Raw genomic sequence first — 26,699 nt, forward strand, 5'->3', positions numbered from 1 at the left:
AGAACTCCCATGGCCTCGGCACAAGTGATCCGTCTGCACGCCGACGACAGCGTCCTGATCGCGCGCGCGAGCCTGCCACCGGGGCTGCAGGTCGCCGACGGCATCACCACGGTCGATCGCATTCCGGCCGGCCACAAGGTCGCGATCAAGCCGATTGCGCAGGGCGAGCCGATCCGGCGCTACGGCCAGATCATCGGCTTCGCGACCCAGCCGATTGCGCCCGGCCAGCACGTGCACACCCAGAACTGCGGCATGGGCGATTTCGCCAAGGACTATGCCTATGGCGTCGACGTCAAGCCGGTGCCGAACTTCGATCTGCCGGCGACGTTCGAAGGCATTCGCCGCGCCGATGGTCGCGTCGCCACCCGCAACTATATCGGCATCCTGACCTCGGTGAATTGCAGCGCCCATGTCGCCGGCATCGTCGCCGACATGTTCAAGAAGAACCCATTCACCGGCGATAACCCGCTCGCTGACTATCCGAATGTCGACGGCGTCGTCGCGCTGACCCACAAGACCGGCTGCGGCATGACCCAGGACGAGCCCTTGGCGCTGCTTCGCCGCACGCTCGGCGGCTATGCGCGGCACGCCAATTTCTCCAACGTCATCGTGCTCGGCCTCGGCTGCGAGGTGAACCAGATCGGCGGCCTGATGGCCGAGCAGAAGCTCGCCGGCCGCCTGCGCGCGATGGACATTCAGGAGGTCGGCGGCACCCGGAAGACCGTGGAAGCCGGCGTTGCCTTCGTGAAGGAAGCGCTTGCCGATGCCAATAAGGTCAAGCGCGAGGCGGTGCCGGCAAGCGAACTCACGGTGGCGCTGCAATGCGGCGGCTCGGATGGTTACTCGGGCGTGTCGGCCAATCCGGCGCTGGGCGCGGCGAGCGATCTCTTGGTCCGTCACGGCGGCACGGTGATCCTCTCGGAGACGCCGGAGACCTACGGCGCGGAGCATCTGCTGACGCGTCGCGCGGTCAGCCGCGAGGTCGGCGAGAAGCTGGTCGGCCTGATGCGCTGGTGGGAGGAATACACCCAGCGCGAGGGCGCCGAGATGAACGCCAATCCGAGCCCCGGCAACAAGGCCGGCGGCCTCACCACCATCCTGGAGAAGTCGCTCGGCGCGATGGCTAAGGCCGGTAGCACCAACCTCGTCGACGTGCTGCGCTACGCCGAGCCCGTCACCAAGAAGGGCTTCGTGTTCATGGACACGCCCGGCTACGACCCAGTCGCCGCGACCGGGCAGGTCGCCGGCGGCGCCAATCTCGTCTGCTTCACCACCGGTCGCGGCAGCGTGTTCGGTTGCAAGCCCGCGCCGTCGATCAAGCTCGCCACCAACACGCCGATGTACAAGCGGATGGAAGACGACATGGACGTCAATTGCGGCACCATCCTCGACGGCGAGGAGAGCGTGCAGGAATGCGGCCAGCGCATCTTCGACCTCATCCTCAAGACCGCCTCGGGCCAGCCGACCAAGAGCGAGAGTTTTGATTTCGGCGGTGCGGAATTCGCGCCGTGGGTCTTGGGCGCGACGATGTAGTTTAGGGCTACGATCTAGCCTCACACTCCGCTGTCGTCCCTGCTTTCGCAGGGACGACGAGTTCTATTGATGTGGCCTCCCGGATTGCGCTTCGCTCCATCCGGGCTACAGGCTGGCGTTTCGATCTGAACGGAGGAAAGATGCGCGCGGGTCGATCGGGAGTCACTGGATGCCTCGCATTCATGGCCGCCTTGAGTCTTGGCGTCGGTTCAGCCGACGCCGCAACCATCGTGGCGCTTGGCGCGAGCAACACCTACGGCAAGGGCGTGGCGCGCGACCAGGCCTATCCCGCGCAGCTCGAAGCGATCTTGCGGGCGAAGGGATTGAACGTCCGTGTCGTGAACGCCGGCATCAATGGCGACACCACGGAAGGGATGCTGCAACGCCTGGACCGTGCCGTCCCGAACGGGACCCGTGCGGTGATTCTACAGCCTGGCGGCAATGACCGGCGCAAGGGCAGCCCCGACCGGACAGCGGATATCCAAAGTCGACTGAGCGCCCGTGGCGTCGCGGTGATCATGCTTCCTAACGGGATGCTGGGCGGGCTCCCGCATCAGCCCGATGGCCAGCATTTGACTCCCGAGGGCTATCACACGCTCGCCAAGCAGCTTGCGTCGCAGGTATCCGGCGCGATCGGCCGCTAGCTATCGCGTAGCCCGGATGAAGCGCAGCGCAATCCGGGACTCTTGCTGCGGATGAAGACCCCGGATTTCGCGGAGCCTGTCATCGGGCGCGCATTCGCGCGACCCGTTGGCTCCATCCGGGCTACGGCTTCGCCCTTGCCTTGGGCAGTCGCTGCCCGTTGTTAGTGCTTGATGTCGACCGGAACCAGTGTTCTGCTCAAAAAAGCTGCTGGAGTCCTCGGTCCGTGTCGATCTTCGTCGCACTGCATCACGTCACGCACTACAAATACGACCGGCCGATCGACCTCGGGCCCCAGACCATTAGGCTCCGGCCCGCGCCGCATACCCGCACGCCGATCCTGAGCTACTCGCTCAAGGTCACGCCATCAAATCACTTCGTGAACTGGCAGCAGGACCCGCAGGGCAACTGGCTGGCGCGCTACGTGTTTCCGGAGAAGGCGACCGAGCTCAAGGTCGAGGTCGACTTCACCGCTCAGATGACGGTGGTCAATCCGTTCGACTTCTTCGTCGAGCCCTATGCCGGCAGCTTTCCATTCGAATACCCCGGCGATCTCAAGACCGAGCTCGCGCCTTATCTTGAGACTGAGGTACCGGGGCCGTTGCTCGCGGCTTATTTGAAGGACATTCCGCACAAGGCCGACTCGACCGTCAATTTCCTGGTCGAGCTGAACGCGCAGCTGCAGAAGAAGATCGGCTACGTGATCCGCATGGAGGCCGGCATCCAGACGCCGGAGGAGACGCTGGCCGCAGGCTCCGGCTCCTGCCGCGACTCGGCGTGGCTCTTGATCCAGGCGCTGCGCCATCTCGGGCTCGCCGCGCGCTTCGTCTCCGGATATCTCATTCAGCTGCGGCCCGACATCGATCCGCTCGAGGGGCCGCGCGAGGTCGAGAGCGATTTCACCGACCTGCACGCCTGGGCCGAGGTCTATCTGCCAGGTGCGGGCTGGATCGGGTTCGACGTCACCTCCGGCATGCTGACGGGTGAGGGACACATCCCGGTCTGCGCCACGCCGCACTACCGCTCGGCGGCCCCGGTGACCGGCACCGCGGGCTTCGCCAATGTCGAGTTCGGCTTCGAGATGAGCGTCAAGCGGATCCGCGAGGCGCCGCGGATCACCAAGCCGTTTTCAGATGAATCCTGGACGCGGCTCGACCGGCTCGGCGAGCAGGTCGATGCCGATCTGCAGAAGGACGATGTGCGGCTGACCATGGGCGGCGAGCCGACCTTCGTTTCGATCGACGATCTGGAATCGCCGGAGTGGAACGTTGCCGCGGTCGGTCCGACCAAGCGCGCGCTCGCCGACGAACTGATCCGCAAGCTGCGCACGCGGTTTGCGCCCGGCGGCCTGCTGCATTACGGCCAGGGCAAATGGTATCCCGGCGAGAGCCTGCCGCGCTGGGCGTTCGGCCTCTACTGGCGCAAGGACGGCAAGCCAATCTGGAAGAATGCCGGCCTGATCGCTTCAGTCGAAAATCAGGGCAAGGCTGGGATCGCCGATGCGGAGCGCATCGCAATCGGCATCGCCGCGCGGCTTGGCCTGAAGGCTGACTACGTCATGCCGGCCTACGAGGACACTGCGTTCTGGCTCGAGCGCGAGGCCGGCTTGCCGGCCAATGTCAGCCCTGCGAATTCCAAACTGACCGATCCGGAAGAGCGCGCACGGCTGGCGCGGGTGTTCGACGAGGGGCTGACCACGCCGAAAGGCTATGTGCTGCCGATCCAGCGCTGGAGCCCGCTGGGCGATCGCGTGCCGGCGCGCTGGCGCAGCGAGCGCTGGAAGATCCGGCGCAGTCATCTGTTTCTCTTTCCGGGCGATTCCCCGCTGGGCTTGCGGCTTCCGATCGCTTCGCTCGAACACGTCCCGCCCGAGGATTTTCCCTACGTCATCGAGCGGGATCCGATGGCGCCGCGCGATGCGCTTGGGGAGATCGATCCGGAGCTTAAGCAGGCGCTCAAGGACATCGAAGAGCCGCTGCCGGTGCGTACCGCGATGTCGATCGAGGTGCGCGACGGCGTGCTGTGCGCCTTCATGCCGCCGGTCGAGAAGGTCGAGGACTATCTCGAGCTGATCGCCGCGATCGAAGCCGCCGCTGAAGAGCTGCAACTGCAAGTCCATGTCGAAGGCTACGCGCCGCCGTTCGATCCGCGGATCGAGGTGATCAAGGTGACGCCGGATCCCGGCGTGATCGAGATCAACGTGCAGCCGGCGCAGAGCTGGCGCGAGGCCGTCGACATCACCCTCGGCCTCTATGAGGACTCCGCGAAGACGCGGCTCGGGGCCAACCGTTTCCTGATCGATGGCCGCCACACCGGCACCGGCGGCGGCAACCACATCGTGGTCGGCGGCAGCAAGCCGGAGGACTCGCCGTTCCTGCGCCGGCCCGATCTGCTGAAGAGCCTCGTGCTGTATTGGCAGCGGCATCCGTCGCTGTCCTATCTGTTCTCGGGCATGTTCATCGGCCCGACCAGCCAGGCGCCGCGCATCGACGAGGCGCGGCATGACGGGCTCTATGAACTCGAGATCGCGCTGTCGCACGTGCCGCCGCCGGGGATGGATGCGCCGCTGTGGCTGGTCGATCGCCTGTTCCGGCACATTCTGGTCGACATCACCGGCAACACCCATCGCGCCGAGATCTGCATCGACAAGCTCTATTCGCCCGACGGTCCGACCGGCCGCCTCGGCCTGGTCGAATTCCGCGCGCTCGAAATGCCGCCCGACCCGCGGATGTCGCTGGCGCAGCAGCTCTTGATCCGCGCACTGATCGCAAAGGTGTGGCGCGAGCCGCAGCAGGGCAAGTTCGTGCGCTGGGGCACCGCGCTGCACGACCGCTTCATGCTGCCGCATTTCCTCTGGGAGGATTTCCTGGGCGTGCTCGCCGAGCTCAAGCAATCCGGTTATGACGTCGAGCCGGAGTGGTATCAGGCCCAGCTCGAATTCCGCTTCCCCGCGTTCGGCCGCATCCATCACGGCGGCGTCGGCCTCGAGCTGCGGCAGGCGCTCGAGCCGTGGCATGTGCTCGGCGAGGAGGGCACCGCTGGGGGTACCGTGCGCTACGTCGATTCCTCGGTCGAGCGGCTCCAGGTGAAGGCGACCGGTTTCGTAGAGGGCCGCCACGTCATCACCTGCAACGGCCGGCGGATGCCGATGACCGAGACCGGCCGCGCCGGCGAGGCGGTCGCCGGCGTGCGCTTCAAGGCCTGGCAGCCGGCCTCCGGCCTGCATCCGACCATCCCCGTGCATGCGCCGCTGACGTTTGACCTGATCGATACCTGGAACGGCCGCTCGCTCGGCGGCTGCGTCTATCATGTCGCCCATCCCGGCGGCCGCAACTACGAGAGCAAGCCGCGGTCAATTCCTACGAGGCCGAGGCGCGGCGGCTGGCGCGCTTCCAGGAGCACGGTCATACCCCCGGCAGGATCGAACCGCCGCCGGAGGAACGCACAATTGAGTTTCCGTTGACCCTCGACTTGCGGACGCCGCTCCTGCAGTAATTGGATGCAGGGGAAGTGCAATGACCGCATCGGGTGGCCAAGGAAGCAGTCAAGGAAGCAGTCAGGAGAGCAGGGCCCGTCCCGGTCAGCGCCGGATGGCGCAGTGGACCCGCGACTATGTCCGGCTGCCCGGCATTCCCGATGAATATATTGCCGAGAACGGCGCGCCGCGGCCGGTCTGGGCGCGCTTCTTCGATGCCTTTGCCGGGCTGTCGCCGGCCGATATCGAACGCCGCTTCGCCTCCGCCGACCGCCATCTGCGCGAGGCCGGCGTTACCTATCGCGCGCCCGGCGATACCTCGGACCGGATCTGGCCGCTCAGCCACCTGCCGCTGATCATCGACGCGGCCGACTGGCGCCAGCTCGCCGCCGGCGTCGCGCAGCGCGCGCAGCTCTTGGAAATGGTGCTGGCCGATCTCTACGGCGAGGGCCGTCTCGTTGCTGACGGTGCCATCCCCGCGGCAGCGATCGCCGGCAGCAGCGAGTATCTGCGCGCGGTCAGCGGCATCAAGCCGCCGGGCGGCCGCTATCTGCATCTCTATGCCGCCGACATCGGCCGCGGGCCCGACGGCCGCTGGTGGGTGCTCGGCGATCGGACGCAGGCACCGTCGGGCGCCGGCTATGCGCTGGAAAACCGCCTGGTGCTGTCGCGCGCCTTCTCCAACCTCTACAAGTCGATGAATGTCGAGCGCGTCGCGCCGTTCTTCGAAGCGTTCCGCGATTCGCTGCGTGCCAGTGCCGACCGCGACGAGCCGCGGATCGGCCTGCTGACGCCAGGGGCGTTCAGCGAGACCTATTTCGAGCATGCCACGCTCGCGCGCTATCTCGGCTTCCTGCTGGTCGAGGGTGACGACCTCGCGGTCTCCGGCGATCGCATCCACATCCGCACCGTTGCCGGGCTGAAGCGGCTCGACGTGCTGCTGCGCCGGGTCGACTCCAACATGCTCGATCCGCTCGAGCTCGACGCCTCCTCCTATCTCGGCGTGCCCGGGCTCGTCGAGGTGCTGCGCAAGAGCGGCGTCGTGGTCGCCAACATGCCGGGCTCGGGCGTGATGGAGGCAAGGGCGCTGCTCGGCTTCCTGCCCAGTCTGTGCCGGCGTCTGCTCTCTGAAGACCTGATGATGCCGCACATCGCGACCTGGTGGTGCGGCCAGAAGTCCGCCCGCGAGCAGGTGCTGTCGCGGTTCGACGAATTCGCAATCGAAGGCGCCTATGGCCGCGGCGTTGCGGATTTTCCAGGCCACGGGCCGGTGCTTCCGGGCGAACTGTCGGCTGCGGACCGCGACCGCCTGAAGGATGCGATCAGCCATCGCGGCATCGACTATGTTGGACAGGAGCTGGTGCGGCTGTCGACCACGCCGGTGTGGGAGAACGGCCGCATTGCGCCGCGTCCGTTCGTGCTGCGGGTGTTCGCGGCGGCGACGCCGAACGGCTGGACCGTGTTGCCCGGCGGCTTCTGCCGGATTGCCGATCGGGCGGATGCGCGCGCGGTGTCGATGGGCGATGGCGCGGTGTCCGCCGACGTCTGGGTGGTCTCCGACAAGGCGGTTGCGACCTCGACCTTGCTGCCAGCGGTCGACACCGTCCGCATCCGCCGCATCGCGGGCGTGCTGCCGAGCCGCGCCGCCGACAATCTGTTCTGGCTCGGCCGCTATCTCGAGCGCGCCGAAGCGACCATTCGCTTGATCCGCGCGCTGTGCACGCCGCTGCGCGATCCGGCGCGGGCCAATGCGACCGGCTCGACGCCGGCGATGCATTCGGCCGAGCGCATCCAGCGCATGCTGGTTGCTTGGAGCGCGGCCTCGCAGACCGCGCGCGCCAATCCCGCCAAGGTCGCGCTCGAAGCGTTGCAGAGCGAGGAGAAGTTCGGCTCGGCGCTGTCGCTGGTGCGATCGGCGCAGCGCACGGCCACCTCGCTGCGCGAGCGGCTGTCGCCGGACGCCTGGCAGGTCATCACCGAGATGGCGGATCGGCTCGCGATCGAGGTTCACGACGATGACGGCGTCGTCAGCGCCGCCGAGCTGACCTTGCAGGAGCTCGCAAGTTTCGCAGGCCTCGCGCAGGAGAACATGAACCGCGCGGCGGGCTGGCGCTTCCTCGAGATGGGCCGCCGCGCCGAGCGCGCTATCAACACCACGCGCTTTGCCCGCCAGTTCGCCTATGACGAAGCCGGTGACGAGGATCTCGACGTCCTGCTCACGCTGGTCGACTGCCAGATCACCTATCGCTCGCGCTATCTGGTGCAGCCGCTGCTCACGCCGGTGCGCGATCTCGCCGTGCTCGATCCCTACAATCCTCGCTCGGTCGCATTCCAGGTCGCGGCGCTGAACGAGCATATCGCCGCGCTGCCGAGCCTGAAGGAGCACGGCCTGATTGAGCGGCCGCAGCGGCTTGCGGTTACGGTCGAGGCGATGTTGACGACGGCCGAAGGCGGCAACCTCGACGTCAAGACGCTGTTTGCGCTGGAGCAGGATCTGCTCAACCTCGCCGATTCGGTCGGGCTGCATTATTTCCCGCACGGACCGAACGCCAGCCGGCCGGAGAAGCTCACGGGGCTGGCGTGATCTACGACATCCGTCACGTCACGACCTACAGCTACGAGACCCAGGTCAGCTTCGCGCGCTGCGCGCTGCGGCTGGAGCCGATCACCGGCGACGGGCAGGAGCTGGTTTCCCATTCGGTCGAGATTCGTCCGAAGCCCGCGGAGCGCACCGCGCGGCGCGACTTTTTCGGCACGCTGACCGAAAGCGTCCTGATCGAGACCGCGCATCGCAGCCTTCGCATCGATTCCCGCTCGCGGGTCACCGTAACGCGGCAGCCGCCGGCGCGTGACGCGGCGAGCCCGCCCTGGGAGTGCGTGCGCGACAACGCGTTCGAGGCATTGAGCCTCGATGCGGGCTCGCCGGTCGGCTACGTCTTCGCCAGCGCGCTGGTGCCGGTGCTGCGGCCGGTGACGGCCTACGCTTCCGCGAGTTTTTCGCCCGGCGGCGGCATCCTTGCCGGTGCGGCCGATCTGATGCGTCGCATCCGCGGCGACTTCAAATACGATCCGAAGGCGACCGTGATCTCGACGCCGCTTCGCGACGTGTTCGAGAAGCGCCACGGCGTCTGCCAGGATTTTGCCCATGTGATGATCGCGGCGCTGCGCGGGCTCGGCCTGCCGGCGGCCTATGTCAGCGGCTATCTGCGCACCATTCCGCCGCCGGGTCAGCCGCGGTTGCAGGGCGCGGACGCAACCCACGCGTGGGTGTCGGTCTGGTGCGGCGGCGAGCTCGGCTGGGTCGGGTTCGATCCGACCAACGATCTCATGGTCGCCAACGACCACATCATTCTCGCCATCGGCCGCGACTTCGCCGATGTCTCGCCGGTCGACGGCGTCATCGTCGGCGCGCGCAAGCAGAAGCTCAGCGTCGCCGTCGACGTGTTGCCGGTGGAGTGAACCGAGGGGGCAGGCGCGCGTTCGGCCGCGCCGCCGCGATCTCGATCAGGCGACCTGCCGCTGGCCCGATTTGTCCCACCCGATCGGGCTGATGATGACGCGGTCGCGGCCTTCATGCTTGGCTTGATAGAGCGCGAGGTCCGCGGCCTTGAGCAGATCGCGCGACGTGCGCTCGTGATCCGGGACGAGGCAAGACAGTCCGATGCTGATGGTCGGCAACTCATGCTCGGATTCGCGCGCCGCGGTCAGCTTCGCGCGAATCTGCTCGGCAACTTCCAATGCGCCCGCCTTGCCGATGCCAGGCAGCAACACCGAAAACTCCTCGCCGCCGTAGCGCGCGCCGAGATCGGTTGCGCGCTTGGTGCTGGTGGCGATGCACCGTCCCACAGTGGCGAGCACAGCATCGCCGGCCTGATGGCCGTACGCGTCATTGAAGGTCTTGAAATGATCGACGTCGATCATCAGAAGCGATACCGGCGACTTTGCGCGCATGCCACGCCGCCATTCGACGTCAAGCGTATCGTCGAGGCGGCGGCGGTTGGCGAGGCCTGTCAGCGCATCGGTGTTCGCGAGGTGCGCGAGCCGGCCTTCCGCGGCGGCTCGGCGTTTGAGAGCGGCCAGCAGGTAGAACATCAGGACGATCGAGAAGCCACAGAGCGCCGCCACCACGCTTCCGATCAGCCAAAGCTGTTGCCACCAGTCGGCATAGATGCCGTCGAGCGCGAGGCCCTCGGCGATCAGCAGGGGATGGTGTCCGACCGCCTGAAAGACATAGAGCCGGCTGACGTGATCGACGATCGATTTCGTCATGTACGAGCCGGACTGCCGTGCCGGGAACTGCTTGAAGACCTGTGAGTCCCTGATGCTTTGTCCGATCTTGCCGATATCGAACGGTGCTCGCATCAGCATGACGCCATCGGTGTTGAACAACGCCATGCTATCGCCGAGGCCGAAGCTCAGCTTGCGAAACAGATTGTGGAAATAGCTGAGCCGCATGCTGCCCGCGACGACGCCGGCAAAGGACCCGTCGGCATTGCTGATGCGGCGGCTCAGGCTGATCAGATATTCGCCGTCTGAAGTCACCCAGGGAGCGCTGATGAACAGTCCGCTGTCGGCTCGCGCCTGATGCACCCGGAAGAAGTCCCGATCGGCGAAATTTGCGGTCCGCGGCGTCAATGTCCGGGAATCGAGCGTGACGTCTCCCGCCGTATTCAGCACGAGGATCGAGCCGAGATCCTTGGCGGTGGCGGCGCGGTCGAACAGCACGACCTGGCGAAGCTCCGGGCTGATCTTGCCGAGCTCCGGCAGCTTGACGCCGTCGGCGACGGCCTGCAGCGACAGGTCATAGAGCTCGATGTTGCGGTCGATCTCGCTGGCGATGGAGGCGACGAGGTTGGTCGCGCCTTCCTTCGCATGCTGATAGTCCTTGCCGGCCATCTCCCAGAGAATGGACGCGCAGATCGCCGAAAAGCACAAGACGAGACCGACCCCGAGCGCGAGGAGCCGTTTGGTCGGCACGGCCCTCGGCTTTGGCAACAGTCCGTTCATTGCTCGCTTCCACTTCCCCGCGCCCCCGCGCACTTTGACTTTCTATAGGGGCATCAAATTGAGAAAGGCGACCGCAAGCACCGGCAATTTGCGCCCGCGCGTTGCGATAGTCTTAACCATTCCAGATTGGTCGGAACCTGACGCCGGGCCCGGACGGATCGCCTGATCCGTTCAGGTTCCGGTCCGTCGCAGGTTCTCAGCGGCATCGCTGCGCAAGTTGCGGAAGAACTGCTCGACCTCGCGCGACAGCGTCTCGGCGGTTGCGGTCAGATCGTTCGATGCCGCGAGCACCGATTCCGCAGCCTTGCTGGTCTGGTCCATGTCGTCGCGAAGCGAGCCGACATTCGTCACCAGGGTTTCGTTGCCCTGAGCGGCCATCTGTGCGTTGGCGGAGATTTCGCGCGTGGCTGCATCCTGCTGGCCGATCGCGCTGGCGATGCTGGCGGTGACGTTGCTGATCTCGCGCACCGCCTGGCCGATCTCACGCACGGCGGCCACCGAGTTGCGGGTCGAGGCCTGGATCAGGCCGACATTCTCGCTGATCTCGGCGGTTGCCTTGGTGGTCTGCCCGGCCAGCGCCTTCACTTCGTGCGCAACGACCGCGAAGCCGCGGCCGGCGTCGCCGGCGCGGGCGGCTTCGATGGTGGCGTTGAGCGCGAGCAGGTTGGTCTGCTCGGCGATCGCCTGGATCAGGTTCAGCACACCGTCGATGCGCTGCGTGGTGGCGGCAAGGCCCTCGATCTCGGTGATCGACCGGTCGGTGCGCGCACCTGCCTGATCGACCGCCCCCGACGACTGCTTGACCTGGCGGCCGATCTCCTCGACCGAGGCGGAGAGCTCTTCGGCTGCGCTTGCCACCGCAGACACGTTGCTCGAGGCCTGTTCGGTCGCGCCTGCCGCCGCAACGGTCCGGCCGCTGGCGTCCGCCGCGACGGTTGCGATGGTCTGCGCGGTTTGACGCATCGTAGCAGCGTTGTCGTGCACCGCGCGGAGCACCTCACCGATGGTGCCGCGGAATGTCTCGACGAAGCTTTCGATATGCCGGCCGCGGGCGTCGCGAGCCTCGGAGTCCTGCACGACTTGCGCGTTCAGGCTGCGATTGCGGTCCATCGCCTCCTGGAAGACCTTGATGGCGCGGGCCAGTGCGCCGATTTCGTCGCTGCGCCCGACATGCGGCACGTCGACATGGTCGGCGCCCTCGGCGACGTGCTTGATGGTCGTGGTGATCTGCGACAGTGGCCGCGCCACCGAGCGGGCGATGATCAGCACGCCGAGCACCACCACGATCAGGGCCGCCGCGCCGAGCCCGGTCAGCAGCAGCGCTAGCTCGCGGTTGGTGTCGGTCTGCTGCGCCAGCTTCTTGCTGCGCTCGGCGTAGACCTTGGACAGCGCCTCGAGGTCCTTGTTCAGTGCGGTGCGCACGTCGCGGTTGGCATCGTTGTCGCCCCACTCGCGCCCGGCGGCGGCGCCGATTTCGATGCCGCGGCGGACCAGCTCTTTCCGGAACTCGATGAATTGCTCGATGCGTTTCTTGAACACCGCGAACTGCGCGGCGTCGTCGGCCTGCACCAGGATCTCCCAGTTCCTCACCACGCCGAGGATGCGGTCGTTGAACGCCAGCAGACCGGCGCCGTATTTCTTCACCGCCGCAGGTTCGGCCGACATGTAGATGCCGCGAGATTCCATCACCACCGCGTAAACCAGCGAGTTGACCCGCTCGACATTGAGCGCGGCGCGGCTTGCGAGGTCGACGGCCGCGGTCAGCTCGGCATTGCGCCGCGCGTTGTAGTCGGACAGGACGGTGATGGCTGCGGTCAGCGCCGCAATCAGCGCAAACGTCGAGTACAGCCTGGCAGCAAGCGAGAATCGGGATGCCATTGGAGGCCGGGATGTGGAGATGGGGGATGTGACGGGGGACGGCATTGAGGGCACTCCAAGAGGCCGGGGAGTACCTTCGGCCAATTAAAGCTTATGCAAAATCTTCATGGACAATTTCTTAACGCGTGCGTTTCGTAGCGGTCGCAACCGTTAAAATCTCTAAATAATACCAATGTCTTATGAGACACGCCGAGGCGGTCGGGTTCCCTCGGTCTGCCGCCGTGTTGAATGACGGACCGCCATCATCATCATTCATCAACATCCCCCGGCGCACCGGGAGAAGCTGATGGCACGACTTTCGCAAAGAGGTGCTAGGTTACGCCGTCCCCAGCCTCGACGCGAATCCCCATGCTCTATCGTCACACCATCGACGCCACCAGTTATGCATTCGACGATCTGCGCATCCTGCTTGCCAAGGCCTCGCCGCCGCGGTCCGGCGACCGTTTGGCCGGCATCGCGGCCGACAGCGCCGCGGAGATGATCGCCGCGCGGCTGGCGCTTGCCAACGTTCCGCTCAAGCAATTCCTCGATGAGCCGGTCATCCCCTATGAGGACGACGAAGTCACCCGCCTGATCCTCGACAGCCACGACGTTGCCGGCTTCCTGCCGGTGTCGTCGCTCACCGTCGGCGGCTTCCGCGACTGGCTGCTGTCGGATGCCGCCACTGGAGACGCGATCAACCGGATCTCGCGCGGCATCACGCCGGAGATGGTGGCGGCGGTGTCGAAGCTGATGCGCAACCAGGATCTGATCCTGGTCGCGAAGAAATGCGAGGTGACGACCCGCTTCCGCAACACCATCGGCTTGCGCGGGCGAATGAGCACGCGGTTGCAGCCGAACCATCCGTTCGACGATGCCAAGGGCATCACCGCCTCGATCCTCGACGGGCTGCTGCTCGGATCGGGCGACGCCTGCATCGGCATCAATCCGGCGAGTGACGATCCGAACGTCATCGGCACCCTGCTGCGGCTGCTGGACGACGTCATCACCCGGCTCGGGATTCCGACGCAAGGCTGCGTGCTGACCCACGTCACGACCACGCTCGGCCTGATCGGGCAGGGGCTGCCGGTCGATCTCGTGTTCCAGTCGATCGCTGGCACCGAGGCGGCCAACCGCAGTTTCGGCGTCGACCTCTCGCTCCTCCGGGAGGCACGGGAAGCCGGGCTGTCGCTCCGCCGCAGCACGGTCGGCGACAATGTCATGTATTTCGAGACCGGGCAGGGCTCGGCCCTGTCGGCCAACGCCCATCACCAGGTCGACCAGCAGACCTGCGAGGCGCGGGCCTACGCGGTGGCGCGGGCGTTCGATCCGCTGCTCGTCAACAGCGTGGTCGGCTTCATCGGTCCCGAATACCTCTATGACGGCAAGGAAATCATCCGCGCCGGGCTCGAGGATCATTTCTGCGGCAAGCTGCTCGGCCTGCCGCTCGGGATCGACGTCTGCTACACCAACCACGCCGAGGCCGATCAGGACGACATGGACAATCTCCTGACGCTGCTTGCGGCCGCCGGCGTGAACTTCATCATGGGCGTGCCGGGCGCCGATGACGTGATGCTGAACTATCAGTCGACATCGTTTCACGATGCGCTCTACGTCCGCGACCTGTTCGGCCTGAAGCGGGCGCCCGAATTCGACGACTGGCTGGCGCGCGTGGGCCTTGCCGGGCAGGACTTCCGCCTCGTTGCCGATGCGGGGCAGCTGCCCGACCTCGCCGCCAGGCTCTTGACCTGACGGGATAGCTAAATTCTGCAGAGCAACTATCTCACCGTTGTGACGTTGGTAAGCGCCACAATGTTGAAGAATTTCTGGCCCAGCGTTCCGCGCCGTGGTTAGATTTGCGGGTGCTTCGGGGTCGATTGATGAGAGCTGAGGGCATAAAGACAGCACGGCGTATCCTCTGCGTCTTTCCGCGCTATACGTCGTCCTTTGGGACCTTCGAGCACGCCTACCCCCTGACCGATGGCGTCAAGGCGTTCATGCCGCCGCAGGGCTTGCTGCTGATCGCCGCATACCTCCCCGAGAACTGGCCGGTGCGTTTCGTCGACGAGAATCTGCGTCCGGCCACGACGGAGGATTTCGAGTGGGCGGACGCGGTGTTCGTCAGCGGTATGCACATCCAGCGCCAGCAGATGAACGATATCTGCCGCCGCGCGCATGACCATGATCTGGTGGTTGCGATCGGCGGCCCGTCGGTCAGTGCCTGTCCGGACTACTACCCTTCATTCGACTACCTTCATGTCGGCGAGCTCGGCGATGCGACGAATGAGCTGATCAAGCGTCTGGAGCAGGACACCAGGCGTCCGGACGAGCAGGTGGTGCTCAAGACCATCGACCGCCTGCCGATGACGGATTTTCCGCTGCCGGCCTATGAGCTCGCCGAAACCAAGAAGTACTTCCTCGGGAGCATCCAGTTTTCCTCGGGCTGCCCCTATCAGTGCGAGTTCTGCGACATCCCCGGGCTCTATGGCCGCAATCCGCGGCTGAAGTCGCCGCAGCAGATCATCGCCGAGCTCGACAAGCTGCGCGCCTGCGGCGCGACCGACACCGTCTATTTCGTCGACGACAACTTCATCGGCAACCGCAAGGCGGCGAGCGAGCTGCTGCCGCATTTGATCGAGTGGCAGAAGCGGACCGGCTATGTCACGCGCCTCGCGTGCGAGGCGACGCTCAACATCGCCAAGCGCCCCGAGATCCTGGAGAAGATGCGCGAGGCCTTCTTCGTGACGATCTTCGTCGGCATCGAGACGCCAGATCCCGACGCGCTGAAGGCGATGCACAAGGATCAGAACATGATGGTTCCGATCCTGGAGGGCGTGCGCACCATCAACTCGTTCGGCATGGAGGTCGTCTCCGGCATCATCATGGGGCTCGATACCGACAAGCCCCAGACCGCTGACGCGCTGCTCTCCTTCGTCGAGGAGTCACGGATTCCGCTCCTCACCATCAACCTGCTGCAGGCGCTGCCGAAGACGCCGCTGTGGGATCGCCTCGAAAAGGCAGGAAGGCTGGTCCATGACGACGGCCGCGACTCCAATGTCGAGTTCCTGCTGCCCTACGAGGACGTGGTCAGTTCCTGGCGCAAATGCATGGAGATCGCCTACCAGCCCGAGAAGCTGTTCGAGCGCTACTTGCATCAATGCAACTACACCTATGCCAACCGCATCAAGGTGCCGGTCAGCCCGGAGATGAAGAGCTGGGCCAACATCCGGCGCGGCCTGATCATGCTTCGCAACATCTTCTGGAAGGTCGGCGTGCTCGGCGACTACAAGCGCGTGTTCTGGAAGTTTGCGCTTGGCCGGCTCAAGCGCGGCGACATCGAGGGGCTGATCTCGGCGACGCTGGTTGCGCATCATCTGATCACGTTTGCGCGTGCAGCCTCCAGCGGCCGGCAGAACGCCTCGAACTACTCGATCCGGCTGCGCGAGGCTTCCGTACCCGCCGAATGACACCATGACCACACCGTCGGCGCCATCGCCCCCGTCGCTTCCCGATTTTCGCGACCTCACGCCGGCGCGTGTCGGTCTCGGCCGGTCCGGAGCCAGCCTGCCGACTGATGCGCTGCTCTCGTTCACGCTCGACCACGCCCGGGCCCGCGACGCCGTTCACGCGGCCTTCGATGTCAGCGGCATTGCGGCCGGTCTTGCCGGCCTTGGCATCACGTCGCACGAGGTGTCGAGCCAGGCGCCCGGCCGGCGCGACTATCTGCGCCGGCCCGATCTCGGACGCATGCTGGACTCAGCATCGCGACGGTCGCTGGAAGGGTGCGGCATCACCGCATTCTCCTGCGCCCTCGTGATCGGGGACGGCCTGTCGCCGACCGCGGTCAATGTGCACGCCGTCGAATTGATCCGGCACCTCTTGCCGCGGCTTGCGGCCGACGGGTTCGAAACTGGTGCGGTGATCGTCGCGTCAGGCGCGCGCGTCGCGCTCGGTGACGAGATCGGGGCCATCATCGGCGCGCGCATGCTGGTGATGTTGATCGGCGAACGGCCCGGCCTGTCCGCGCCCGACAGCCTTGGCGCCTATCTCACCTTCGCGCCGCGGATCGGCCTCACCGATGCCGACCGCAACTGCATCTCCAACATCCACCGCGCCGGGCTGAGTTATCCGGAAGCCGCATTCAGGATCTCGTGGCTTGTGCGCGAGGGACTGGCACGCCGGGTGACGGGGGTCGCGTTGAAAGATGAAAGCGGCGGTGGATCGTCACAGAATGCGCTACCGGGGTGTGACAAATCAGATACTTAATGGTGGGGATCAACGGTTCCCCGCGCATTTGATTCTACCCTCGCGCTTGCGAGCAAAGGGACGGACAGGTAAAACACGCGCCGGTCAATATTCGCGTGTTTTCAAGGACTAGCGCCGATAAGCCGCGCTCACCCGCCTCATTCGCGCCCCTAGACCCAAGCTAGACAGATTGAGCCGTTTTCAGAACTGGACAGGGCATGCTCGAAAAGAACTCCGAAAGTCAGGTCCACGTCGAGAAGGTCGAAAGAGCCGCGGTCGGGCCCCAGCATCGCGTTCGGGATCGAGCGTCTCGGCCTGATCCCGATGCGGGCGCCGATCCTGTCCTGCATCGTGCTCGTCCTGTTGTTGATCGGCGCGGTGTTCGGCGTGCATCGGATCAAGATCGACGACTCGCTGTCGCAGCTGTTCCGTTCCGAATCCAAGGACTACAAGCAATATGAGGCGGTGACCAAGCGCTTCCCGGCGACCGAGTTCGACGTCCTCGTCGTGGTCGAAGGCAAGACGCTGCTGGAGCGCGACAATCTCGGCAAGCTCCGTGACATGGTCACAGACCTGCAGCTCGTCGAGGGTGTGCGCGGTCTGGTGTCGCTGTTCTCCGCGCGCCAGGCGCCGGAGCCCGGCAAGCTGCCGGCGGCGCTGTTCCCCAATGAACTCCCCGAGGGCGCGGCCTACGACAAGTTCGTCGAGACCGTCAAAAGCAACGAAATCATCCGCGGCAAGCTGCTGTCGGAGGACGGCACGCTCGCGCTGGTCGTGCTGTCGCTCGAGCCGGAGGTGGTCGGCAGCAACAAGCTCAGCAAGGTGGTCGGCGACATCAGGAAGATCATGGCCGACGATCTCAGCGGCAGCGGGCTCAACGCCCAGCTGTCCGGCGTGCCGGTCATGCAGCTCGAGATCCGCAATGCGGTCGAGCGCGACGGCCTCACCTACAACATTCTCGGCATCCTCGCCGGCTGCGTCATCGCCATCATCTTCTTCCGCAAGATATCCTTCATGGTGGCGGCGGCGTTCCCGCCGATGATCGCGATCCTGCTCGCGCTCGGCGGCCTCGGCTGGGCCAATTTCAATCTCAACATGTTCCTCAACGTGATGACGCCGCTCATCATGGTGATCAGCTTCTCCGACTCGATGCAGCTGACATTCGCGGCGCGCGACCGGCTGATCGCGGGCCAGGACAAGTTCACCGCATTCAAGAACGCGGTGCTGGTGGTCGGCCCGGCCTGCGTGCTGACGCACGGCACGGCGGGCATTTCGTTCATCGCGCTACAGTTCTCGGATTCCGATCTGATCCGCAAATTCGGCGAGGCCGGGCTTGCGGCGACCATCATCGCGCTGGTCGCGGTGCTGTCGCTGGTGCCGGTGTTCGGCATCCTGCTGGTGCGCAACGAGAAGGTCTTTGCGGTCAAGTTCCAGAGCGCGGACGCCGGGGTGCAGGCGCTGCGCAATTTCTGCTACTGGATCGCGGTGCGGATGGTCGGCCGTCCCGGGCTGTTCAGCCTGCTCGCGCTGATCGTCGTCGGCGGCCTCGGCATCATCTACGCCAATCTCGAGCCGCGCTACCGGCTCGCCGACCAGGTGCCGGACAAGCGGCAGGCGGTGGAGGCGTCGAGCCGGCTCGACGCCAAGCTGACCGGCGCCAATCCAGTCGATGTGCTGATCGAATTCCCCAAGGGCCAATCGCTCTACTCGCCGGAGACGCTGAAGACGATCGCCGACGTTCACGCGATGGTCGAGGACAGCGCCGGCGTCGGCAACGTCTGGTCGCTGGAAACCCTGCGGCGCTGGCTCGCCGAGAAGGCCGGCAGCAACGATGTCGCGACGCTGAAGGAATATGTCAGCGTGATTCCCGAGCATCTCGTGCGCCGCTTCATCTCGAAGGATCAGGATTCCGTCGTGGTGTCGGGCCGCGTCCCGGATCTCGATTCGAGCCAGCTGCTTCCGGTGGTGAACAAGCTCGATCATTCGCTGGATAAGGTACGCGCGGAGCATCCCGGCTACGAGATCGCGGTGACCGGCCTGTCGGTGATTGCCGCGCGCAACAGCGCCAACATGATCGAGAAGCTCAACCGCGGCCTCACCGTGGAGTTCGCGCTGGTCGCGATCTTCATCGGGCTCGCGTTCCGCTCGGTCGTGGTGATGTTCTCCTGCATCCTGCCCGGTATCTTCCCGGTGGTGCTGTCAGGCACGGTGCTGTGGCTGCTCGGGGAGGGGCTGCAATTCGCCAGCGTCGTGGCGTTGACCGTGTCGTTCGGCCTCGGCCTCAGCGCCACCATCCACTTCCTCAATCGCCTGCGGCTGGAGACCAAGCCCGGTGTCACGCCGGAGCTTGCGGTGGAGCGCGCCACGGTGCTGGTCGGCCCGGCGCTGATCCTGACTACGGTGGTGCTGGCCTGCGGCCTCGTCGTCACCGTGTTCTCCGACCTGCCGTCGCTGCGGCTGTTCGGCTGGCTCAGCGCGTTCTCGATGGTCGCGGCCTTGGTCGCGGACCTCTTCATCCTGCGGCCGACCTCGATGTTCCTGATCAACCTGTCGCAAAGGCTCCGCGGCAAGGGCGGGCAACCGGCGCCGATCGAGAAGGCTTGATTGATCGAAAACAAAAGGCCCGGTTCCGAAGCGTTCGGAACCGGGCCTTTTTATTGGCCGGCGAAATCGGTCGGGAATGTCAGGTCTTCGTCATCGTGATCGTGACGCCGCGGATCTCGCCCTTGGAGTCGATCTGCACCACCTGCTTGGAGCCGTTGGTCTGCAGGTTCAGGTTTGCCGCAAAGCCGGACGCCTCGACAAACACGTCGATCCGGCCGCCGCCCGCGGTGCCCTGCAAATTGCCGAAGATGTTGCGGCTTGCCTCGCTCCAGTTGCCGGAGATCCGGTCGCCCTGGCTGGTGACGTCGCTGGAAAGGTCGAACTTGTAGCTGTCGCTCGCGCAATGCAGCGATTGCTTCAGGTTCATGCCCGATGGCGCGACCTTGTAATCCGCCTTGCAACGAATGCGTTCGGTCGTGCCGTTGGACAACGCCACCGTGCCCGTTCCGGTCCACGAGCCGGCAAAACCGGCAAATGGACCATTGGCCTGGGCATGGACTGCGGAGGCGGACAGCATCAGTGCGGCGCCGACGCCCACAGCTCTGAGGGCCTGACCATAAAGGCTGGAACCAAACAGTTTCATTGTGAATTTTCCCATCAAAATCAACGCCTCTTTCGCAAGAAAGCGTCTCGCCGCGTCGAAGGTTTAGTGTCACCCAAGAATGTTAGGTTCAAACGACAGAAGCTGCGCGCGCGAGCCCTGTTGTCAACGAACAGAATCAGAAACCGTTGCCCTCTTGATGGCATCTAGCTTTGCGCGAGTGCGATCCGCAATACCCAAACGCGACAAAGTGATGGCATGAATCATTGTTGTGAATCAATAGCTTAGGCGGGGGTTTACAGCGCCGCAAATTTAGCCGCATTTAGCAGCGCTTGTCGTCAATCCGTTGCCGCGTTACGTGGCGTCTGCAATCCCCAAAATCCGTCCCGGCCATGCCGAAACGCGTTTCGGGAACAGATTTTCTGCTGTCGGAAATGAAGGAATACGATGCGTAAATTTCTCCTGGCTGTTGCCCTGTTGTCGATCCCGCTCTCGTCCAGCGCCTTCGCCCAGCAGCAAGGGCGCGGCGGTACGCCCGATGAGCAGAAGGCCTGCACGCGCGACGTGCAGCGTCACTGCCGCTCCGTCATCGATCAGGGCGATTTCACCATTCTCGCCTGCCTGCAGCAGAACCGCAGCAAGATCAGCGCCGCCTGCGACCAGGTGCTGAAGACCCACGGCCAATAAGACCGAATTCAGGTCTCAAGGGACCGCTATCGACACCGCGGCTGGCAGCCATGCCGGCCGCGGCTACGTATGCTGGCGGTCACAGATAGCATTGGTTTTGGTGGCGTATTCCCCTATATGGGGCTCGCAAATCCCCCGCATGCGCCTGACCGTCCGCGCCTGCGTCGTGCCATGACCAGTGTAGCCCAAATTTCCCATGACCACCGCGAGCGACCTGCGATCCGGAAAGACCCACCGCGACGAGAATTTTCCGGTCGCGTCGTGGATCATTCATCCGCGGCATCGTGCCCTGATCCTGGCCTTCTATAATTTCGTCCGCACCGCCGACGATATCGCCGATCACGGCACGCTGCCGGCCGAGGAGAAGCTGCGCTATCTCGACCTCATGGAGGCCGAGCTGCTCGGCAATGGCGATAGCCAGAAGGAAGCGGTCAGCCTGCGCCGCGCCTTCGCCGAGCGCGGCATGCCGCCGCGGCATGCGCTCGACGTGCTGGTGGCGTTCCGCCTCGACGTCACCAAGCTGCGCTACGAAAACTGGGACGACGTGATCGATTATTGCCGTTACTCGGCAATGCCGGTCGGGCGCTTCATGCTCGACGTGCATGGCGAGGATATTTCGACCTGGGCGGCGTCGGATGCGCTCTGCGCCGCATTGCAGATCAACAACCATCTGCAGGACTGCGGCAAGGACTACCGGAATCTGAACCGCGTCTATCTGCCGCGCGATGCGCTGGCCGCTACGGGTGCGACCGTCGAGATGCTCGGCGAGGCGAAATCGCAGCCGGCCCTGCTCAAATGCCTGCAGGCGCTCGCGCTGCGCACCGCGGCGCTGCTCGACCAGAGCAAGTCGCTCGCCGCCGAAGTGAAGGATTTCCGGCTCGGGCTCGAGATCTCGGTGATCCAGGCGTTCGCCGACAAGATCGTCAACCTGCTGAAGGTGCGCGACCCGCTCAGCGAGCGCGTGCATCTGAGCCCGGTCGAATTGCTGTTGCAGAGCCTTGGCGGCGTCGCCGGCGAGACCGCGCGGCGGGCGATCGGACGGCGTGCGGTCTCCAAGACGGCGGCAGGGGCATGAGTGCTGAGGCGGCGGCCAACGCAAATTACGGAAGCACCGCGTCGGGCAGCTCGTTCTATGCCGCGATGCGCATCCTGCCGCACGCGCAGCGCGAGGCGATGTTCCAGATCTACAGCTTCTGCCGGCAGGTCGACGACATCGCCGATTCCGATGGTCCGCGGCCGGAGCGCCTGGCGGCCTTGCAGCAGTGGCGCGACGATATCGACGCGCTGTATGCGGGGCACCCGCCGGAGCGGCTGAAAGACTATGTCGCGTCGGTGAAGGCCTTCGGCCTGAAGCGCGAGGATTTCGTCGCGATCGTCGACGGTATGGAGATGGACGTGCCGCAGGACATCCGCGCGCCGGATCTTGCGACGCTCGATCTGTATTGCGATCGCGTCGCGAGCGCGGTCGGCCGGCTGTCGGTGCGCGTGTTCGGGCTGCCCGAGGAAGACGGCATCCAACTCGCCTACCATCTCGGCCGCGCGCTGCAGCTCACCAACATCCTGCGCGACATCGACGAGGATGCCGGTCTCGGCCGGCTCTATCTGCCGCGCGAATGGCTCTGGCACGCCGGCATCACCAACAACGACCCGGCCCGCGTCACCGCCGATCGCGCGCTACCGAAAGTGTGCGCGCCGCTTGCCGAGCGCGCCAAGATGCACTTCCAGAAGTCCGACGAGATCATGAAGCGCAATTCGCGCCGCGCCGTGCGCGCGCCGCGGATCATGTCGAAATACTACCGCGCGATCCTCGATCTCCTGATCGCGCGCGGCTTCGCCGCTCCGCGTGAGCCGGTACGTGTGTCCAAGGCCGCCAAGATCGGCATTCTTCTTCGTTACGCGATCATCTGATGCAAAAGACCGTTCATATCATCGGGTGCCGGTATTTCCGGCCTCTCTGCGGCCGTGCGGCTCGCCAATGGCGGCTACAAGGTTGCCGTCCACGAGGCGACGCAGCAGGCCGGTGGCCGCTGCCGCTCTTATTTCGACGCCGCCACCAATCTCACCATCGACAACGGCAACCATCTGCTGCTGTCGGGCAACCGCCATGCGCTGAGCTACGCGCGTTCGATCGGCACCGAGGCCGGCTTGGTGGGACCTGCGCGCGCGCAGTTTCCGTTCGTCGATCTGGGCTCCGGCCAGCGCTGGCAGCTCGACCTCGGCGATTCCCGCCTGCCGCTGTGGGTGTTCGACGAGGCGCGCCGCGTTCCCGACACCGGCCTACGCGATTATCTCGCATTGGCGCCGCTGGCCTGGGCTGGCACCGAGGCGCTGGTCGGCAACACGATTCCCTGCAAGGGCACGCTGTACGACCGCCTGGTGCAGCCGCTGCTGCTCGCCGCGTTGAACGTCGATCCGCCGGAGGGCTCGGCCGGGCTTGCCGGCGCCATCGTGCGCGAGACGCTGCTCGCCGGCGGGCAGGCCTGCCGTCCGCTGATCGCGCGGGATGGCCTGAGTTCGGTGCTGATCGAGCCGGCCGTGAAGCTGCTGCAGGAGCGGGGTCACAGTGTCCAGTTCAGTCACGAATTGCGTACGCTTGGCATGTCGGGTGATCGCATCGGTGAGCTCGACTTCGGCGGTGGCGACAAGATCACGCTGGCGGCCGACGATGCCGTCGTGCTCGCGGTGCCGCCGCGCGCCGCCGCAACGCTGCTGCCCGGCCTGAAAACCCCGACCAAATTCCGCGCCATCGTGAACGCGCATTTCCGCGTCGATCCGCCGCGCGACGCTGCGCCCATTCTCGGCGTGGTCGGCGGTCTCGTAGAGTGGCTGTTCGCGTTCCCGCAGCGGCTTTCGGTGACGATCAGCAACGGCGACCGCCTGGTCGACATGCCGCGCGAGGAGCTCGCGCAGGCGATCTGGCGCGACATCTGCAAGGCATCCGGCGTTTCCGGCGACTTGCCGCCGTGGCAGATCGTGCGCGAGCGCCGCGCCACATTTGAGGCGACGCCGGAGCAGAACGCCCTGCGTCCGGGGCCCACGACGGCGCAAAAAAACCTGTTCCTTGCCGGCGACTGGACTGCTACCGGGTTGCCGGCAACCATCGAGGGGTCGGTGCGGTCGGGTGATCGCGCCGCAGATCTGGTTCTGGCCAGGCGTTAAATTCGACCTGTTAAGCGGCCGCGGCTTTCGATCAGCCGGTCCGCAATGAAGAGGATATCGAGCGAAATGCTTTCGAGAGATCACGGCGTCGCAGTCGATCCGGTCGCGCTGGAGAAGAGCATCTCCAAGGCAACCGAAGCGCTGCTCGGCTATCGCCAGTCCGACGGGCATTGGATATTCGAGCTCGAGGCCGACAGCACCATTCCGGCTGAGTACATCCTGCTGCGTCACTACCTGGCTGAGCCCGTCGACGCCGCGCTCGAGGCCAAGCTCGGCAACTATCTGCGCCGCGTCCAGGGCGCGCATGGCGGCTGGCCGCTGGTGCATGACGGCCCGTTCGACATGAGCGCCAGCGTGAAGTCGTACTTCGCGCTGAAGATGATCGGCGATTCCGTCGACGCGCCGCACATGGTTCGGGCGCGCGAGGCGATCCGTTCGCGCGGCGGGGCTTCGGGCAGCAACGTGTTCACGCGCTTCCTGCTTGCGCTCTATGGCGTCGTGACCTGGCGCGCGACGCCGGTGCTGCCGATCGAGATCATGCTGCTGCCGATGTGGTCGCCGTTCCACATCAACAAGATCTCCTATTGGGCGCGCACCACCATGGTGCCGCTGATGGTGCTCGCCGCGTTGAAGCCGCGTGCCAAGAATCCGAAGGGCGTCGGCATCGACGAACTGTTCCTGGAGGATCCGAAATCGGTCCGCATGGCGCCGAAGGCGCCGCATCAGAGCGCGAGCTGGTTCTGTCTGTTCCGGTCGCTCGACGCCGTGCTGCGCGTGATCGAGCCGATGTTTCCGAAGCGCCTGCGCCAGCGCGCGATCGACGCCGCGCTCGCCTTCACCGAAGAGCGGTTGAACGGCGAAGACGGCATGGGCGCGATCTATCCGCCGATGGCCAACATCGTCATGATGTATGAGGCGCTCGGCAAGGACGAGAGTTTCCCGCCGCGCGCCATCACCCGCCGCGGCATCGACAAGCTGCTGGTGGTCGGCGAGCACGAGGCCTATTGCCAACCCTGCGTCTCGCCGGTGTGGGACACCGCGCTGACCTGTCATGCGTTGCAGGAAGCGGGCGGCGACGACACGCTCGCCAAGGCCAAGCAGGGGCTCGACTGGCTGAAGCCACGCCAGGTGCTGGAGCTGAAGGGCGACTGGGCGGCCAAGGCGCCGGACGTCCGTCCCGGTGGCTGGGCGTTCCAGTACAACAATGATCACTATCCCGATCTGGACGACACCGCCGTGGTCGTGATGGCGATGGATCGCGTGCGGCGCCACAGCGGAACCAGGGAATATGACGAGGCGATCGCGCGCGGCCGCGAATGGATCGAGGGGCTGCAGAGCCGCGACGGCGGCTGGGCGGCGTTCGACGTCAACAACCTCGAATATTACCTCAACAACATCCCGTTCTCCGATCACGGCGCCTTGCTCGATCCGCCGACCGAGGATGTCACCGCGCGCTGCATCTCGATGCTGGGCCAGCTCGGCGAGACCGCCGAGAGCAGCAAGGCGATGGCCGACGGTATTGCCTATCTGCGCCGCACCCAGCTGGCCGAGGGCTCCTGGTACGGCCGCTGGGGCCTGAATTACGTCTACGGCACCTGGTCGGTGCTCTCCGCGCTAAATGTCGCAGGGGTCGATCGCAACGACCCGATGATTCGGAAAGCGGTCGATTGGCTGGCGTCAGTCCAGAATCAGGACGGCGGCTGGGGCGAGGACGCCGTCAGTTACCGGCTGGATTACAAGGGTTATGAAGTTGCGCCGTCGACCTCCTCGCAAACGGCATGGGCCTTGCTTGGATTGATGGCGGCCGGAGAGGTCGAAAATCCCGCCGTTGCGCGGGGGGTGGAGTACCTAAAGGCAACACAGACGGAAAAAGGGCTGTGGGACGAGCAGCGATACACAGCTACGGGGTTTCCGCGGGTATTTTACTTGCGATATCATGGCTACTCGAAGTTCTTTCCGCTCTGGGCGCTGGCGCGGTATCGAAATTTGAGAAGCACCAATAGCAGGGTGGTAGGGGTCGGGATGTGATTGTTGAGGCGGGGGCCGCCGAGACCGTGGGCAGTAGAATTGATCCTCGGCCGGTATTGATTGTGACTGGATTGGTGCAGGAGGCCCGCATCGCAGCCGGTCCCGGCATGATCGTGATCTGCAGCTCGAGCGATCCGCAGCAGCTGCGTGAATTGCTGGCGACGCTGGATCCGACGAGCTTCCGTGGCGTGATTTCGTTCGGCGTGGCCGGCGGGCTCGACCCGTCGCTAAAGTCGGGCGATGTCGTCGTCGCGACCGAAGTGATGTCCGGCGATACCCGTTTCCTGGCCGCATCCGCCCTGAACGAAGAGATGATCGCGAGCGCCGCGCTGAAGCGCCGCCGGATCGTCCGCGGCGGGCTTGCCGGCGTCGAACAGGTGATCGCGGCGAAGGCCTGCAAGGCCGCCCTGCGCTCGATGACGGGCGCAGCCGCAGTCGACATGGAAAGCCATATCGCGGCAGCGTATGCGGCCAAGGCGGGCGTTCCGTTCGCCGCGCTGCGCGTGATCAGCGATCCGGCGCACCGGGCGCTGCCCGAGCTGGCGAAATCCGCGGTGAAGCCGAACGGCGACATCGACCTGCGCAAGGTGCTGCGCGGCATCGTGCGCAATCCGCGGACGGTGCGGGCGCTGGTGTCGACCGGAATCGATTTCAATCGCGCGCTGCGCTCGCTGCGCAGCTGCCGCGGCTTCCTGCTCGGCAGCGACGTGCTGATGCCGGTGGACGACGTACTGGTGGTGAAGGCTCGGCCTGATCCAACTGTCCCGGGCCGGGACGGCGTGGCTCGCCGCCCCAAGCTCAAAACGACCAAGCTCAAAGTAGAGGCCCGATCGCATCGTGATCGGGCCTTTTGCTTTGGTGCCTGATGGTTTGGCTCGATGCCACGCCGATCCGGGTTCCGGGCGTTCAGCGGGCGATTTG

15 protein-coding genes and 3 pseudogenes are annotated in these 26,699 nt (G+C 65.4%); 15 read left to right on the plus strand and 3 right to left on the minus strand.

What is annotated here, in order from left to right; all coding sequences use genetic code 11:
- The first annotated feature begins 9 nt into the window (after positions 1-9).
- From ACVWW1_RS44350 to ACVWW1_RS44370, 5 genes and pseudogenes are all read left to right on the plus strand, one after another.
- On the plus strand, positions 10-1,533 hold the full coding sequence (locus ACVWW1_RS44350) for a UxaA family hydrolase (protein ID WP_456660240.1): 1,524 nt from the start codon (positions 10-12) through the stop codon (positions 1,531-1,533).
- Between the two features lie 182 nt (positions 1,534-1,715).
- Positions 1,716-2,177, plus strand: coding sequence for a GDSL-type esterase/lipase family protein (locus ACVWW1_RS44355; RefSeq protein ID WP_456660241.1), 462 nt, complete (start codon positions 1,716-1,718; stop codon positions 2,175-2,177).
- 224 nt (positions 2,178-2,401) lie between these two features.
- A pseudogene (locus ACVWW1_RS44360) lies at positions 2,402-5,670 on the plus strand (transglutaminase family protein).
- 20 nt (positions 5,671-5,690) lie between these two features.
- Positions 5,691-8,234: a circularly permuted type 2 ATP-grasp protein gene (locus ACVWW1_RS44365; protein ID WP_456660242.1), complete on the plus strand. Its 2,544-nt coding sequence runs from the start codon at positions 5,691-5,693 to the stop codon at positions 8,232-8,234.
- Entirely contained in the window at positions 8,231-9,109 is an 879-nt protein-coding gene (locus ACVWW1_RS44370) for a transglutaminase family protein (RefSeq protein ID WP_456660243.1), read from the plus strand. Before ACVWW1_RS44365 ends, ACVWW1_RS44370 begins: the two co-directional genes overlap by 4 nt.
- Before the next feature lie 45 nt (positions 9,110-9,154).
- Here the strand turns inward: ACVWW1_RS44370 and ACVWW1_RS44375 are convergent, their stop codons facing one another.
- Both ACVWW1_RS44375 and ACVWW1_RS44380 read right to left on the minus strand, forming a co-directional pair.
- Complete coding sequence (locus tag ACVWW1_RS44375; RefSeq protein WP_456660244.1) at positions 9,155-10,657, minus strand: diguanylate cyclase; 1,503 nt, start codon at positions 10,655-10,657, stop codon at positions 9,155-9,157.
- A 171-nt stretch (positions 10,658-10,828) separates the two neighbouring features.
- Positions 10,829-12,535 carry a methyl-accepting chemotaxis protein gene (locus ACVWW1_RS44380; protein WP_456660245.1) on the minus strand — a complete coding sequence of 569 codons (1,707 nt, stop codon included), beginning with the start codon at positions 12,533-12,535 and terminating at the stop codon, positions 10,829-10,831.
- A 348-nt stretch (positions 12,536-12,883) separates the two neighbouring features.
- Between ACVWW1_RS44380 and ACVWW1_RS44385 the strand changes: the two genes are divergently transcribed.
- The 4 genes and pseudogenes from ACVWW1_RS44385 to ACVWW1_RS44400 all read left to right on the plus strand — a co-directional run bounded on the left by ACVWW1_RS44385 (position 12,884) and on the right by ACVWW1_RS44400 (position 19,363).
- Entirely contained in the window at positions 12,884-14,266 is a 1,383-nt protein-coding gene (locus tag ACVWW1_RS44385) for an ethanolamine ammonia-lyase subunit EutB (RefSeq protein ID WP_456660246.1), read from the plus strand.
- A gap of 128 nt (positions 14,267-14,394) precedes the next feature.
- On the plus strand, positions 14,395-15,981 hold the full coding sequence (locus tag ACVWW1_RS44390) for a B12-binding domain-containing radical SAM protein (protein WP_456660247.1): 1,587 nt from the start codon (positions 14,395-14,397) through the stop codon (positions 15,979-15,981).
- A gap of 4 nt (positions 15,982-15,985) precedes the next feature.
- Positions 15,986-16,780, plus strand: a complete 795-nt coding sequence (gene eutC, locus ACVWW1_RS44395) for an ethanolamine ammonia-lyase subunit EutC (RefSeq protein WP_456660248.1) — start codon at positions 15,986-15,988, stop codon at positions 16,778-16,780.
- A gap of 197 nt (positions 16,781-16,977) precedes the next feature.
- A pseudogene (locus tag ACVWW1_RS44400) lies at positions 16,978-19,363 on the plus strand (efflux RND transporter permease subunit).
- Between the two features lie 79 nt (positions 19,364-19,442).
- Here ACVWW1_RS44400 and ACVWW1_RS44405 read toward each other — a convergent pair.
- A complete protein-coding gene (locus tag ACVWW1_RS44405; RefSeq protein ID WP_207836402.1) occupies positions 19,443-19,946 on the minus strand; it encodes a hypothetical protein in 504 nt (167 codons plus the stop codon).
- A gap of 405 nt (positions 19,947-20,351) precedes the next feature.
- Between ACVWW1_RS44405 and ACVWW1_RS44410 the strand changes: the two genes are divergently transcribed.
- The 6 genes and pseudogenes from ACVWW1_RS44410 (at position 20,352) to ACVWW1_RS44435 (ending at position 26,644) form a co-directional block, all read left to right on the plus strand.
- The gene (locus ACVWW1_RS44410; RefSeq protein WP_173641725.1) at positions 20,352-20,591 is read left to right on the plus strand and encodes a hypothetical protein; all 240 of its coding nucleotides are present in this window, start codon (positions 20,352-20,354) and stop codon (positions 20,589-20,591) included.
- Positions 20,592-20,787: 196 nt separating this feature from the next.
- Complete coding sequence (hpnC, locus tag ACVWW1_RS44415) at positions 20,788-21,666, plus strand: squalene synthase HpnC (RefSeq protein WP_176532590.1); 879 nt, start codon at positions 20,788-20,790, stop codon at positions 21,664-21,666.
- Positions 21,663-22,499, plus strand: a complete 837-nt coding sequence (gene hpnD, locus ACVWW1_RS44420; RefSeq protein ID WP_207836405.1) for a presqualene diphosphate synthase HpnD — start codon at positions 21,663-21,665, stop codon at positions 22,497-22,499. Before hpnC ends, hpnD begins: the two co-directional genes overlap by 4 nt.
- Positions 22,499-23,750 (plus strand): annotated as a pseudogene (gene hpnE / locus ACVWW1_RS44425) (hydroxysqualene dehydroxylase HpnE). Before hpnD ends, hpnE begins: the two are co-directional and overlap by 1 nt.
- A 66-nt stretch (positions 23,751-23,816) precedes the next feature.
- On the plus strand, positions 23,817-25,778 hold the full coding sequence (shc, locus tag ACVWW1_RS44430) for a squalene--hopene cyclase (protein WP_456660249.1): 1,962 nt from the start codon (positions 23,817-23,819) through the stop codon (positions 25,776-25,778).
- On the plus strand, positions 25,775-26,644 hold the full coding sequence (locus ACVWW1_RS44435; RefSeq protein WP_456660250.1) for a phosphorylase: 870 nt from the start codon (positions 25,775-25,777) through the stop codon (positions 26,642-26,644). The genes shc and ACVWW1_RS44435 overlap by 4 nt, the downstream gene beginning before the upstream one ends.
- The last annotated feature ends 55 nt before the right edge of the window (positions 26,645-26,699 follow it).

It is taken from the genome of Bradyrhizobium sp. JR3.5 (genome assembly GCF_054057015.1).